Raw genomic sequence first — 14,499 nt, 5'->3', positions numbered from 1 at the left:
TTTTAGCAGGAGAGTACGATTCTGAACATGAAGCAAGGTTTGCAACTCAGGCTTAGCCAACAACTGGCGATGACGCCACAGCTCCAACAGGCAATTCGTCTGTTGCAGTTGTCGACGCTGGAACTTCAGCAGGAGCTACAGCAGGCGCTGGAGAGTAATCCGCTGCTTGAGCAAATCGACACTCATGAAGAAATCGACACCCGCGAAACGCAAGACAGTGAAACGCTGGACACCGCCGACGCGCTCGAACAAAAAGAGATGCCGGAAGAGCTGCCGCTCGATGCCAGTTGGGACACCATTTACACCGCTGGTACACCATCCGGCACCAGCGGTGACTACATTGACGATGAGCTGCCGGTCTATCAGGGCGAAACGACGCAGACCTTGCAGGATTACCTGATGTGGCAGGTCGAGCTGACACCGTTTTCCGACACTGACCGCGCTATTGCTACCTCTATCGTCGATGCCGTTGATGACACCGGTTATCTGACTGTCCCGCTGGAAGATATTCTCGAAAGTATGGGCGATGAAGAGATCGACATCGACGAGGTTGAAGCCGTCCTTAAGCGGATCCAACGGTTTGATCCGGTCGGTGTAGCGGCAAAAGATCTGCGTGACTGCCTGCTAATCCAACTCTCCCAATTCGATAAAACCACGCCGTGGCTGGAAGAGGCCAGATTGATCATTAGCGATCATCTCGATCTGTTAGCCAATCACGACTTCCGCACTTTAATGCGCGTCACGCGTCTGAAAGAAGATGTGCTGAAAGAAGCCGTCAATCTGATCCAGTCGCTCGATCCGCGCCCCGGGCAGTCGATCCAGACTGGCGAACCTGAGTATGTCATTCCAGATGTGCTGGTGCGTAAGCATAACGGTCACTGGACAGTAGAACTCAACAGTGACAGCATTCCGCGTCTGCAAATCAACCAGCACTACGCCTCGATGTGCAATAACGCTCGCAATGATGGTGACAGCCAGTTTATCCGCAGCAATCTGCAGGATGCCAAATGGTTGATCAAGAGTCTGGAAAGCCGTAACGATACGCTACTGCGCGTGAGTCGCTGTATCGTTGAACAGCAGCAAGCCTTCTTTGAGCAAGGCGAAGAATATATGAAACCGATGGTACTGGCCGATATCGCCCAGGCTGTCGAAATGCATGAATCGACGATATCTCGCGTGACCACGCAAAAATACCTGCATAGTCCACGAGGCATTTTTGAACTGAAGTATTTCTTTTCCAGTCACGTCAATACCGAGGGCGGCGGCGAAGCTTCCTCCACGGCGATTCGTGCGCTGGTGAAGAAATTAATCGCGGCGGAAAACCCAGCGAAACCGTTGAGCGACAGCAAGTTAACCTCTTTGCTGTCGGAACAAGGTATCATGGTGGCACGCCGCACTGTTGCGAAGTACCGAGAGTCTTTATCCATTCCGCCGTCAAACCAGCGTAAACAACTCGTTTGACCCAACCGATAAGGAAGACACTATGCAGCTCAACATTACCGGAAATAACGTCGAGATCACCGAGGCACTGCGCGAATTTGTTACAGCCAAATTTGCCAAACTTGAGCAATATTTTGACCGAATCAACCAGGTCTATGTTGTTCTGAAAGTGGAGAAAGTCACCCACACCTCAGATGCAACACTGCATGTAAACGGTGGTGAAATTCATGCCAGCGCGGAAGGTCAGGACATGTACGCTGCCATTGATGGCTTAATTGATAAGCTGGCACGCCAGTTGACCAAACATAAAGATAAACTGAAACAACACTAATTGTCCGGGCAATTAGCATGTGCATGGCGGCCTGTTGTGCGGCACAACGGGCCATTTGTACGGTTAATGCTCCGAGCCTGTTCCACTGTTTGAGTGGGCAGGTTCTTAGGTGAAATTATGACAAATAATGATACAACTCTACAGCTTAGCAGTGTTCTTAACAGGGAATGTACGCGAAGCCGCGTCCACTGTCAGAGCAAAAAACGCGCCCTGGAAATCATCAGCGAGCTGGCGGCGAAACAACTTAGCCTGCCGCCTCAGGTGGTTTTTGAAGCTATCCTGACGCGGGAAAAAATGGGCAGTACCGGTATCGGCAATGGTATTGCAATTCCGCATGGCAAACTGGAAGAAGATACTCTGCGTGCCGTTGGCGTTTTCGTTCAGCTCGAAACGCCTATAGCTTTCGATGCCATCGACAACCAACCGGTGGACTTACTTTTTGCCCTGCTGGTGCCGGCAGACCAAACTAAAACGCACCTGCATACTCTGTCGCTGGTGGCGAAACGTCTGGCGGACAAAACCATCTGCCGCCGTTTACGCGCAGCCCAGAGCGATGAAGAGCTATATCAAATCATTACGGATACCGAAGGTACTCCGGATGAAGCGTAGTTATTCGGTAATGTCTCTTTTAGACGTTGTGAGGAGAAACAGTACATGGTACTGATGATCGTCAGCGGACGTTCAGGTTCAGGTAAATCTGTCGCCCTGCGTGCGCTGGAAGATATGGGTTTTTACTGCGTGGATAACCTTCCCGTAGTGTTGTTACCTGATCTGGCTCGAACCCTGGCCGATCGCGAGATTTCTGCCGCCGTCAGCATTGATGTTCGTAATATGCCGGAGTCACCAGAAATATTCGAACAGGCGATGAGTAACCTGCCTGACGCTTTCTCACCGCAACTACTGTTCCTGGATGCCGACCGTAATACCTTAATTCGTCGTTACAGTGACACGCGCCGACTGCATCCGCTTTCCAGCAAAAACCTGTCGCTGGAAAGTGCTATCGACAAAGAAAGCGATCTGCTGGAGCCTCTGCGTTCGCGAGCGGATCTGATTGTCGATACCTCAGAAATGTCCGTTCACGAGCTGGCTGAAATGCTGCGTACCCGTCTGCTGGGTAAACGTGAACGCGAACTGACAATGGTCTTTGAGTCTTTCGGCTTCAAACACGGTATCCCTATCGATGCAGATTACGTCTTTGACGTGCGCTTCTTGCCGAACCCGCACTGGGATCCGAAACTGCGTCCAATGACAGGTCTTGATAAGCCTGTCGCCGCGTTCCTCGACCGCCACACAGAAGTACACAATTTTATCTACCAGACGCGAAGCTATCTTGAGCTATGGTTACCTATGCTGGAAACCAACAACCGTAGCTACCTGACGGTCGCCATTGGTTGTACCGGCGGGAAGCACCGTTCGGTGTATATTGCAGAGCAACTGGCTGACTACTTCCGCTCGCGCGGTAAAAACGTCCAGTCACGCCATCGTACGCTGGAAAAACGTAAACCATGACCGTCAAGCAAACTGTTGAAATCACAAACAAGCTGGGCATGCATGCCCGGCCTGCAATGAAGCTGTTTGAATTAATGCAGGGTTTTGACGCTGAAGTGCTGTTACGTAATGACGAAGGCACCGAGGCTGAAGCCAACAGCGTTATTGCGCTGCTGATGTTGGATTCTGCCAAAGGACGGCAGATTGAAGTTGAAGCGACCGGTCCACAAGAAGAGGAAGCACTGGCCGCCGTTATCGCCCTCTTTAACTCTGGTTTTGATGAAGATTAATCTTCATCACTTTGACATTCAAATCCCTTCAAGCTCCCCCGGCAATAAGAAAAGCGCGTACTGAAATCGTTCTCAATCAACGTCATTTGTACATTTTGTGCGCTTTTCACTTTCAGAAGAACCTTAAGAAAACCTTAAGAAGCATTGTTTAGGTTTTGTTTAAGTTAATCGACCATACTGGAGATCGTCAGAAAATATTTCCAGGAGATGGCATGATTCGCTTATCTGAACAAAGTCCCCTGGGCACCGGAAGACATCGGAAATGTTATGCGCATCCGGAAGATGCCCAACGCTGTATCAAGATTGTCTACCATCGTGGCGATGGTGGCGATAAAGAGATCCGCCGTGAGTTAAAGTATTACGCGCATCTTGGTCGTCGGTTAAAAGACTGGAGTGGAATACCGCGCTATCACGGTACCGTTGAGACGGATTGCGGAACCGGTTATGTCTACGATGTGATTGCCGATTTCGACGGCAAGCCCTCCATTACGCTGACCGAATTTGCTGAACAATGCCGTTACGAAGAAGACGTTGCACAACTGCGCCAGTTACTGAAACAGCTGAAGCGTTATTTGCAGGATAACCGTATCGTGACGATGTCGCTGAAGCCGCAGAATATCCTCTGTCATCGCATCAGTGAGTCAGAGGTTATCCCCGTCGTCTGCGACAACATTGGTGAAAGCACATTGATTCCACTGGCAACCTGGTCGAAGTGGTGTTGTCTGCGTAAGCAAGAGCGGTTATGGAAACGATTTATCGCCCAACCGGCGCTGGCTATTGCCCTGCAGAAAGATCTGCAACCTCGTGAGAGCAAAACGCTGGCCCTCACTTCGCGCGAAGCTTAATCCAGCTGGTGTTGTTGCATAAACGGCTCACCGCCTAACTGATACATCTGCCGTAAAATCCACGCCTGACGGCTATGCACGTAGCCCGATGGCGCGGAGACTTTGAAACGACGTGGATTAGGTAATACAGCTGCCAGTAATGCAGCTTCCGATCGGGTAAGTTTGCTCGCGGGTTTGTGGAAATAACGTTGTGCCGCAGCTTCGACGCCAAACACACCGTCGCCAAATTCGGCGATATTCAGGTAAACCGTCAGGATACGCTTTTTGCTCCAGACCGTTTCTATCCCCAGCGTTAATCCAGCTTCCAGCCCTTTTCGTACCCAGCTACGCCCATCCCATAAAAAGAGATTTTTGGCTGTCTGCTGAGAAATCGTTGATGCACCGCGAATACGGTTTTCATTGCGCTCGTTGTGCGCCAGGGCTTTCTCAATGGAAGCGACATCAAAGCCCCAGTGCTCAGGAAATTTCTGATCTTCTGCGGCAATCACCGCCAGTCCCATCCATGGCGAGATTTGATCCATACTGACCCAGTCAGAATGTGCCACGTAACGAAAATTGCCATGCAGCCAGGCGCTGACCTGTCGCTCGACCATTACCGCTGAGAAGGGAACAGGCGCAACGCTAAACAACGCGATGCCCCCGCCCCAGAAAACGGCGAGGACAACCATTAACCGCAAAAGAAAACGGCGAACGAAACTAAACACCGTTAAGCGGCTTTTACTCATTCAGCCAGAACCAGCACGCGGGATACCAGCTTATCAATGCCGCTCGCCGCTTCTGCAATGTTCTGCGCCAGCATATATGCTGGGGTGGTGACAATCTTATTGTCTTCATCAACCACGATATCATCGACAGGACAGGGCACATGCTCCGCGCCCATCTCTTCCAGCACTTCTGCGGTATCGATATCAGTACCGATGGTCAAACGCAGCGGGAAATCGAAAATTTTCGGCAGCATCGCCGGGGCAATACACATAAAACCAAGCGGTTTTCCGGCCTGATGCATCGCTTGTGCCAGCGCCTTTAATTCACGGTCAACGGTGCATTCGCTACCAAGACTGGCAAAATTGCTTAAATTCTTCGCCGCGCCAAACCCCCCCGGCACAATCAACGCATCCAGTTCAGCGGCATCGGCCTGGGCCAGAGGACGGATTTCACCGCGCGTTATTCGTGCCGCTTCAATCAGCACATTGCGCGTTTCCGTCATCGCCTCGCCAGTTAAATGGTTGATAACATCAACCTGCTGCTTATCCGGTGCAAAGCAGACCGCCTGCGCACCGCTGCGTGAAATAGCTAACAACGTCAACACCGCTTCATGAATTTCAGAACCGTCATAGACGCCGCATCCGCTCAGAATTACGCCAATTTTCTTCATTGTGATCATCCTTTCGCAATTGACTGAAACACATTAATTTTTTTAATAAAAATGGTACGCATCACACATTTAACTGATTCATGTAACAAATCATTTAAGTTTTGCTATCTTAACTGCGTGCGGCCTGAAAAACAGTGCTGTGCCCTTGTAACTCATCATAATAATTTACGGCGCAGCCAAGTTTTCCCTGGTGTTGGCGCAGTATTCGCGCACCCCGGTCTAGCCGGGGTCATTTTTTAGTGGCTTTTGCCACCCACGCTTTCAGCACTTCTACGTCGTGACGCCACTCTTCTTTCATCTCTTCAATCCATTCACCGACGTTATCTTCCCAGGCCGGAAGGTCAGGAGACTGAATTTGCTGACCCAGCTGTTGCAGATGGCGTAACCCCACTGACCCCGCCGCACCTTTAATTTTATGTCCTTCCTCAACAATGCCTTTTTTATCCTGCGCCGTCAGATTCGACTCCAGCACGCTGACATAGCCCGGCATCATCTTCTCAAACACCGCTAACCCGTCGGTGATCAGCTTCGGTCCTACAAGTTCGAGATACTGTTCCAGCATGGGAATATCGAGCAATGCTTCTGATTTACTGTTCTCTTCTGTCGTCACCGTACTCTCCTCATCATCCTGGGTATCCCAGAATTTCTTGATCATCGCGGTTAGCGCCGGAACAGAAAGCGGCTTACTCAGCACATCATCCATTCCAGCATTGAGGTACTCTTGTTTGTCTTTCAGCACGTTAGCGGTTAAGGCCACCAGCGGCGGTAAATCCTCGCGCGGATAACGTTTCGTCAGTTCACGAGAGATATCCAGCCCGGTCATATCTGGCAACTGAATATCCAGCAACACCAGGTCGTATTCGCCCGGTTTAAACATCTCCAGCGCCGCCTTGCCGGTCATGGCGACATCAACGCTGTTACCTAATTTTTCCAGCACAGAACGCGCAACAATCACGTTCAGTTCAATGTCTTCCACCAGCAGCACATTCAGCGCCGGTAAAGGCATATCGTCTTCATCAAACGCATCATCGACCTCTTCTGCTACCGACGGTGCGTGGATCGTCAACGTAAAGGTTGAACCTTTGCCCTGTTCGCTGGTAACCGTAATATCGCCGCCCATATTTTTCGCCAGACGACGAGAAACGGCCAGACCAATACCGGTGCCGGTGGCAGGTTTACCGCCATGACTGTCTTTCACCTGGTAATACATGGCGAAAATTTTATCCAGCTCATCCTGCGGAATGCCGATACCAGAGTCTTCCACTTCAAAATGCAGCATATCGCCTTCATCGTAGCGCACGCGCACGGTAACCTGGCCTTGCTGGGTGAATTTGACGGCGTTACTGATGAGGTTCCACAGGATCTGCCGTAAACGCGTCCCGTCGGTAATGACCTGATGCGGTAATGGCAGCGTCGGCTCCAGGTTAAAGCGCAATCCTTTTTGTTGCGCCTGCAATGCGGAGAGATTTTCCAGATCGGCAAGGAAGCTGGTGAAATCAACCGGTTGATTATCAAGCTGGACCTTGCGCCGTTCCATCTTATCCATGTCGATAATATCGTTAAAGATATTCCCCAGCGTGACGGCCGAAACATGGATGGTCTTGAGATATTTTTCCTGCTCGGCGGTGAGTTCGGTATCCAGCAGAATGCGGCTCAGACCGACGATACCGTTCAGCGGTGTACGCAATTCGTGACTGATGGTGGAGATAAACGTCGTTTTGTCGCGGCTGGCCCGTTCAAGCGCATCCTGATACCGCTTACGCTCGGTAATGTCGCGACCAAAGCCCATCAAACCGTGACGTTTACCCACGCGGTCGTAGTACGGCACTTTACGGATTTCAAAGCAGGCTTTGCGCCCGTCCGGGTAATCCAGCCACTGTTCATAGGTCAGTGACACATTATGACGGAACACTTTTTCATCGGTTTCAATGACTTTTGCGGCGGCTTCCGGTGAGTAAACATCAGCAGGTTTCAGGTGAATCAGTTGTTTTTCGCTTTTTCCGGTCAGCAGCTCCATCGCGCGGTTACAGCCGGAAAACTCTTTATCTTCGTTACGATAAAAAACCAGGTCGGGTGAAGCATCAAGGAAGGAACGTAAGAATGAGGATTGCTGCTCGAGCTGAATTTGTGTCTCTTCGCGCTCTTTGATTTCAATTTTCAGTTGGCCGAAGGTTTCCTGCAGTTCTGCTTCCGCTTTTTCACGAACGGCAATTTCCTGATTTAGCTGGGCAATATTATCTTTTAACTGAACGTTGAGGCTCAAATCGCGCTCGCGCATCTCCTCCAGTTTTTGCACCAGCCGTGACAGACGTTGTCGTGACTCCTCCAGTTGCTCGACGACCACCGATAGAAAGTAGACCGCCCACGGCGTAATCAGCAAACCAAAGAAGATAGAACGAATAACATCAATGCTTTCGACCTGACCATGCAGCACCATGGTTACCGCCATTTGTACCACAATGGCAAGAACGACGAGGGCCAGCGCCAGCAACATTGAGAAGCGCACCAGACCTAACTTCATCATCAGGTCAACATAATACTGCGCCAGCAGACGAATTTGCTTCATTAGGGAATTCCTTCACGACAACCTGCCCCAATAATACCCAATTCTGACAGTTACGTTATAAATTGTGTGAGAAATGCGGAATTCCCCTCAACGACCTACTCCGTTGGAGGTAGCCACGGACGTCCCAGCGCCGATCCCTGTACGCCATGTTCATTCAGATAGCGATCCAGCTCGACCATTCCCGTCCATCGATTTTCGCACCACAGCGGAGCAAGCAGCGTCGGGCGACGGGCGCTGGCGGAAATGCGGTGGTAGATCACTTCCGGTGGCGTATGGCGAATCATTTCTCCGGCAGTGAGCGTGTAATCCTCCAGTTCAATACCGTTCAAACGCCCCGCTTCCCAGGCTTTCGCCATAATGCTGCCTTTCACAATATGCAGCGGATGCAGCTTTATGCCGTCCACGCCGGTTTCAACCACTCGCTCCAGCGTTTGCAAACATTCAGCCTGCCCTTCGCCAGGCAGGCCGACAATTAAGTGGGAACACACCTTCAGCCCGCGCTGACGTGCCAGCTGGGTTGTACGCTGATAACAGGCAAAATCATGGCCGCGGTTGATGCGATGCAGTGTTTTGTCGTGGGCGGTTTGTAGCCCCAGCTCCAGCCACACTTCGTAACCCTGGTCCTTATATTCGCAAAGCAGATCCAGCACCGCATCCGGCACGCAGTCCGGGCGGGTACCAACACACAAACCGACAATATTGGCCTGGCTCACCGCCTGCTGATACATAGAACGCAGCACCTGAACTTCCGCAAAGGTGCTGGTATACGCCTGAAAGTAGGCCAGATAGCGTTTAGCACGGTTAACTAAATTCGCCTGGTGCGCCAGTTGCTCGGCAATGGAACGATGCTGCTGCGCTTCATCGGCAAACGAGGCCACATTACAGAATGTGCAGCCACCACGCCCGATGGTACCGTCACGGTTAGGGCAGCTAAAACCGCCGTGCAGCGTCAGCTTATGCACCTTTTGCCCATAACGACGGGTGAGATCACCACCAAACATATTGACTAATTTCTGTAACTGCATAATCTGATAGACCGCGCCTTGAAAAGAGGCCAAAGCCTGCCATTTTTAGCTCAATTCGGCGATGACCTGGATCAATCGTCCCGGCCTGCTTTTATCAACTGCATAATCAATCAAAATTACCGAAATTTCATGCATAATCACATAAATCACTTTTGCTTATCTTGTGTCAGATTTTTTTATCTCCTTATGGATTTTAGGCAAAAACAGTAGCATGAAACGTCATTACCAATTAAGGCAGTATAAAATGCTGGTTTTCTCGTCAGTTCAAGGCAGGATAAGGGTTAACACGCCTTTATGACAGTCAGGAATTGACTGTTTCTCTAACGACTTCCCTTTTAGCCTTAAAGATAAAATCTATTTTAATTTCAGTCAGTTAATAAAGAATTTTGCGCTAAAGCACATTTCTGTACCAATAAGCTTGCTATTTGACCTGTATCAGCTTTCCCGATAAGTTGGAAATCCGCTGGAAGCTTTCTGGATGAGCAGCCTGCTCATCATATTTATGCAGTAATTGAGATCCCCTCTTCACCGTATTAACCGATGCGAAAAGGACAACAAGGGGGCGAATGCGAGGCGCGCGTATGACACGCAAACCCCGTCGCCACGCTCTTTCTGTGCCCGTGCGCAGCGGTTCGGAAGTGGGGTTCCCGCAGAGCCTGGGGGAGGTTCACGATATGTTGTACGATAAATCCCTTGAGAGGGATAACTGTGGTTTCGGCCTGATCGCCCACATAGAAGGCGAACCTAGCCACAAGGTAGTGCGTACTGCAATACACGCACTGGCCCGCATGCAGCACCGTGGCGCGATTCTCGCCGATGGTAAAACCGGTGACGGTTGCGGCTTGCTGTTACAAAAACCGGATCGCTTTTTTCGCATCGTTGCGCAGGAGCGCGGCTGGCGTTTAGCGAAAAACTACGCCGTCGGGATGCTATTCCTGAATAAAGATCCTGAACTCGCCGCTGCCGCACGCCGCATCGTTGAAGAAGAGCTGCAACGCGAAACCTTGTCGATTGTGGGCTGGCGTGATGTCCCCACTAACGAAGGCGTGCTGGGTGAAATCGCCCTCTCCTCTCTGCCACGCATTGAGCAAATTTTTGTGAACGCCCCGGCAGGCTGGCGTCCACGCGATATGGAGCGCCGTCTGTTTATCGCCCGCCGCCGCATTGAAAAGCGTCTCGAAGCCGACAAAGACTTCTACGTCTGTAGCCTGTCGAATCTGGTGAACATCTATAAAGGTCTGTGTATGCCGGCGGATCTGCCGCGCTTTTATCTGGATCTTGCGGACCTGCGTCTGGAATCGGCCATTTGCCTGTTCCACCAGCGCTTCTCCACTAACACCGTACCGCGCTGGCCGCTGGCGCAACCGTTCCGCTATCTGGCGCATAACGGTGAAATCAACACCATCACCGGTAACCGCCAATGGGCGCGTGCGCGTACCTATAAATTCCAGACGCCGCTTATCCCTGATCTGCACGACGCCGCACCGTTCGTCAACGAAACCGGCTCTGACTCCAGTTCCATGGATAACATGCTGGAACTGCTGCTGGCAGGCGGGATGGATATCATCCGCGCCATGCGTCTATTAGTACCACCCGCCTGGCAGAACAACCCGGATATGGACCCGGAACTGCGTGCCTTCTTTGACTTTAACTCCATGCATATGGAGCCGTGGGATGGCCCGGCGGGCATCGTGATGTCCGACGGTCGTTTTGCCGCCTGTAACCTCGACCGTAACGGTCTGCGTCCGGCGCGCTACGTCATCACCAAAGATAAGCTCATCACCTGCGCCTCTGAAGTCGGTATCTGGGATTACCAGCCTGACGAAGTGGTCGAAAAAGGCCGCGTCGGGCCAGGCGAACTGATGGTTATCGACACCCGCAGTGGGCGTATTCTGCACTCGGCAGAAACCGATGACGATCTGAAAAGCCGCCATCCATATAAAGAGTGGATGGAGAAAAACGTCCGCCGACTGGTACCGTTTGAAGATCTGCCCGATGAAGAAGTGGGTAGCCGCGAACTGGACGACGACACGCTTGCCAGCTACCAGAAACAGTTTAACTACAGCGCGGAAGAGCTGGACTCCGTAATTCGCGTACTGGGCGAAAACGGTCAGGAAGCGGTCGGTTCGATGGGCGATGATACCCCATTCGCCGTGCTCTCCAGTCAGCCGCGCATTATTTACGACTACTTCCGCCAGCAGTTTGCCCAGGTGACTAACCCGCCAATCGACCCGCTGCGTGAAGCGCATGTTATGTCGCTCGCCACCAGTATCGGTCGTGAAATGAACGTCTTTTGCGAAGCAGAGGGCCAGGCGCACCGTTTAAGCTTTAAATCGCCGATTCTGCTCTACTCCGATTTCAAACAGCTCACGACGATGAAAGAGGAGCACTACCGCGCAGATACGCTGGATATCACCTTTGACGTCACTAAAACCACGCTCGAAGCGACAGTCAAAGAGCTGTGCGACAAAGCCGAAAAAATGGTACGTAGCGGCACCGTGCTGCTGGTGCTCTCCGACCGGAATATCGCTAAAGATCGCCTGCCGGTTCCAGCCCCGATGGCGGTTGGCGCGATCCAGACCCGTCTGGTCGATCAAAGCCTGCGTTGCGATGCCAACATCATCGTCGAAACCGCCAGCGCCCGCGATCCGCACCACTTCGCCGTGTTGCTGGGCTTCGGCGCGACGGCTATTTATCCATACCTTGCCTATGAAACGCTGGGCCGCCTGGTAGACACCCATGCGATTGCCAAAGATTATCGTACCGTGATGCTCAACTACCGTAACGGCATCAACAAAGGCTTGTACAAAATCATGTCCAAAATGGGCATCTCCACCATCGCCTCTTACCGCTGCTCGAAACTGTTTGAAGCGGTCGGTCTACACGATGATGTAGTGGGCCTGTGCTTCCAGGGGGCGGTCAGCCGCATTGGTGGGGCAAGCTTTGAAGACTTCCAGCAGGATCTGCTGAATCTGTCGAAACGTGCCTGGCTGGCGCGTAAGCCCATCAGCCAGGGCGGCCTGCTGAAATACGTCCACGGCGGCGAATACCACGCCTACAACCCGGACGTGGTGCGCACGCTGCAACAAGCGGTACAAAGCGGCGAGTACAGCGACTATCAGGAATACGCGAAGCTGGTTAATGAGCGTCCGGCAACCACGCTGCGCGATCTGCTGGCAATTACGCCGGGTGAAAACGCGGTCAACATTGCTGATGTTGAACCGGCAAGCGAACTGTTTAAACGCTTTGATACCGCCGCGATGTCTATCGGCGCGTTAAGCCCGGAAGCCCACGAGGCGCTGGCGGAAGCGATGAACAGCATCGGCGGTAATTCGAACTCCGGTGAAGGCGGCGAAGACCCGGCGCGCTACGGCACCAACAAAGTGTCGCGCATCAAGCAGGTGGCTTCCGGTCGCTTTGGGGTTACTCCGGCGTATCTGGTCAATGCCGACGTCATTCAGATTAAAGTCGCCCAGGGCGCGAAGCCAGGCGAAGGCGGTCAGTTGCCGGGTGATAAAGTCACGCCTTACATCGCCAAACTGCGCTATTCGGTGCCCGGAGTGACGCTGATCTCCCCGCCGCCGCACCACGATATCTACTCTATCGAGGACTTAGCGCAGCTCATTTTCGACCTCAAGCAGGTTAACCCGAAAGCGATGATCTCCGTGAAGCTGGTTTCCGAACCGGGAGTAGGCACCATCGCGACTGGCGTGGCAAAAGCTTATGCGGACTTGATCACCATCGCAGGCTATGACGGCGGCACCGGCGCAAGTCCGCTTTCATCGGTGAAATACGCAGGCTGTCCGTGGGAGCTGGGGCTTGTTGAAACCCAGCAGGCGCTGGTTGCTAACGGCTTGCGTCACAAGATCCGTTTGCAGGTCGATGGCGGCCTGAAAACGGGTGTCGATATCATCAAGGCGGCGATTCTCGGCGCAGAAAGCTTCGGCTTCGGCACTGGCCCGATGGTGGCGCTCGGCTGTAAATATCTACGTATTTGCCATCTGAACAACTGCGCAACGGGTGTAGCAACTCAGGATGACAAACTGCGTAAGAACCACTATCACGGCCTGCCATTCAAGGTGACGAATTACTTTGAGTTTATCGCCCGTGAAACCCGCGAGCTGATGGCACAGCTTGGCGTAACACGTCTGGTGGATCTGATTGGTCGCACCGACCTGCTGAAAGAGCTGGACGGTTTCACCGCCAAACAGCAGAAGCTGGCGCTGTCGAAGCTGCTGGAGACTGCCGAACCGCATCCAGGTAAGGCACTCTACTGCACCGAAAACAACCCGCCGTTTGATAACGGCCTGCTGAACGCGCAGTTGCTGCAACAGGCGAAACCGTTTGTCGATGAGCGCCAGAGCAAAACCTTCTGGTTCGATATTCGCAACACCGACCGTTCTGTCGGCGCGTCGCTTTCAGGCTATATCGCCCAGACGCACGGCGATCAGGGGCTGGCAGCCGATCCTATCAAAGCGTACTTCAACGGCACCGCAGGCCAGAGCTTCGGCGTGTGGAACGCGGGCGGCGTGGAACTGTACCTGACCGGTGATGCCAACGACTATGTCGGTAAAGGCATGGCGGGCGGCTTAATCGCCATTCGTCCTCCGGTTGGTTCCGCCTTCCGCAGCCATGAAGCAAGCATTATCGGCAACACCTGCCTGTATGGCGCGACCGGTGGTCGTCTGTATGCCGCAGGCCGCGCGGGTGAACGTTTCGGCGTGCGTAACTCCGGTGCTATCACCGTGGTAGAAGGCATTGGCGACAACGGTTGTGAATATATGACGGGTGGTATCGTCTGCATTCTGGGTAAAACCGGCGTTAACTTCGGTGCGGGCATGACCGGCGGTTTCGCTTACGTTCTCGATGAAAGCGGCGATTTCCGCAAACGCGTTAACCCGGAACTGGTCGAGGTCTTAAGCGTTGACGCTCTGGCGATCCATGAAGAGCATCTGCGTGGTCTTATCACCGAGCATGTGCAGCATACCGGCTCTCAGCGCGGTGAAGAGATTCTGGCGAACTGGTCAACCTTCGCCACTAAATTTGCGCTGGTTAAACCGAAGTCCAGTGATGTAAAAGCACTGCTGGGTCACCGTAGTCGTAGCGCAGCTGAGTTGCGCGTGCAGGCGCAGTAAGGGG

General features: G+C 52.6%; 11 protein-coding genes. 7 read left to right on the top strand and 4 right to left on the bottom strand.

Features of this window, described 5'->3' with window-relative positions; genetic code table 11:
* Positions 1-27 precede the first annotated feature (27 nt).
* The 6 genes from rpoN to yrbL all read left to right on the top strand — a co-directional run bounded on the left by rpoN (position 28) and on the right by yrbL (position 4,394).
* Positions 28-1,461: an RNA polymerase factor sigma-54 gene (gene rpoN / locus ACU8XX_RS02590; RefSeq protein WP_000809051.1), complete on the top strand. Its 1,434-nt coding sequence runs from the start codon at positions 28-30 to the stop codon at positions 1,459-1,461.
* Between the two features lie 22 nt (positions 1,462-1,483).
* The gene (hpf, locus tag ACU8XX_RS02585; protein ID WP_001176599.1) at positions 1,484-1,771 is read left to right on the top strand and encodes a ribosome hibernation promoting factor; all 288 of its coding nucleotides are present in this window, start codon (positions 1,484-1,486) and stop codon (positions 1,769-1,771) included.
* Between the two features lie 117 nt (positions 1,772-1,888).
* On the top strand, positions 1,889-2,380 hold the full coding sequence (ptsN, locus tag ACU8XX_RS02580) for a PTS IIA-like nitrogen regulatory protein PtsN (RefSeq protein ID WP_000183676.1): 492 nt from the start codon (positions 1,889-1,891) through the stop codon (positions 2,378-2,380).
* 45 nt (positions 2,381-2,425) lie between these two features.
* Positions 2,426-3,280: an RNase adapter RapZ gene (gene rapZ, locus ACU8XX_RS02575; RefSeq protein ID WP_000243741.1), complete on the top strand. Its 855-nt coding sequence runs from the start codon at positions 2,426-2,428 to the stop codon at positions 3,278-3,280.
* Positions 3,277-3,549 carry a PTS phosphocarrier protein NPr gene (npr, locus tag ACU8XX_RS02570; protein WP_000216791.1) on the top strand — a complete coding sequence of 91 codons (273 nt, stop codon included), beginning with the start codon at positions 3,277-3,279 and terminating at the stop codon, positions 3,547-3,549. The genes rapZ and npr overlap by 4 nt, the downstream gene beginning before the upstream one ends.
* 212 nt (positions 3,550-3,761) lie before the next feature.
* On the top strand, positions 3,762-4,394 hold the full coding sequence (gene yrbL, locus ACU8XX_RS02565) for a PhoP regulatory network protein YrbL (protein ID WP_000620410.1): 633 nt from the start codon (positions 3,762-3,764) through the stop codon (positions 4,392-4,394).
* Here yrbL and mtgA read toward each other — a convergent pair.
* The 4 genes from mtgA to ACU8XX_RS02545 all read right to left on the bottom strand — a co-directional run bounded on the left by mtgA (position 4,391) and on the right by ACU8XX_RS02545 (position 9,360).
* Positions 4,391-5,119 carry a monofunctional biosynthetic peptidoglycan transglycosylase gene (gene mtgA / locus ACU8XX_RS02560; RefSeq protein ID WP_000047093.1) on the bottom strand — a complete coding sequence of 243 codons (729 nt, stop codon included), beginning with the start codon at positions 5,117-5,119 and terminating at the stop codon, positions 4,391-4,393. The genes yrbL and mtgA overlap by 4 nt on opposite strands.
* On the bottom strand, positions 5,116-5,769 hold the full coding sequence (elbB, locus tag ACU8XX_RS02555; RefSeq protein ID WP_001300411.1) for an isoprenoid biosynthesis glyoxalase ElbB: 654 nt from the start codon (positions 5,767-5,769) through the stop codon (positions 5,116-5,118). Before elbB ends, mtgA begins: the two co-directional genes overlap by 4 nt.
* 229 nt (positions 5,770-5,998) lie before the next feature.
* Positions 5,999-8,335 carry an aerobic respiration two-component sensor histidine kinase ArcB gene (gene arcB, locus ACU8XX_RS02550; RefSeq protein ID WP_000809752.1) on the bottom strand — a complete coding sequence of 779 codons (2,337 nt, stop codon included), beginning with the start codon at positions 8,333-8,335 and terminating at the stop codon, positions 5,999-6,001.
* A gap of 95 nt (positions 8,336-8,430) precedes the next feature.
* Positions 8,431-9,360 carry a TIGR01212 family radical SAM protein gene (locus ACU8XX_RS02545; RefSeq protein WP_001299745.1) on the bottom strand — a complete coding sequence of 310 codons (930 nt, stop codon included), beginning with the start codon at positions 9,358-9,360 and terminating at the stop codon, positions 8,431-8,433.
* A gap of 674 nt (positions 9,361-10,034) precedes the next feature.
* Here ACU8XX_RS02545 and gltB point away from each other — a divergent pair.
* The gene (gene gltB, locus ACU8XX_RS02540) at positions 10,035-14,495 is read left to right on the top strand and encodes a glutamate synthase large subunit (protein WP_001406033.1); all 4,461 of its coding nucleotides are present in this window, start codon (positions 10,035-10,037) and stop codon (positions 14,493-14,495) included.
* The last annotated feature ends 4 nt before the right edge of the window (positions 14,496-14,499 follow it).

This window comes from Escherichia sp. MAL-1 (assembly GCF_052948035.1).
The sequence above is the reverse complement of the archived record's forward strand: the minus strand, read 5'-3'. Positions and strand labels throughout refer to the sequence as shown.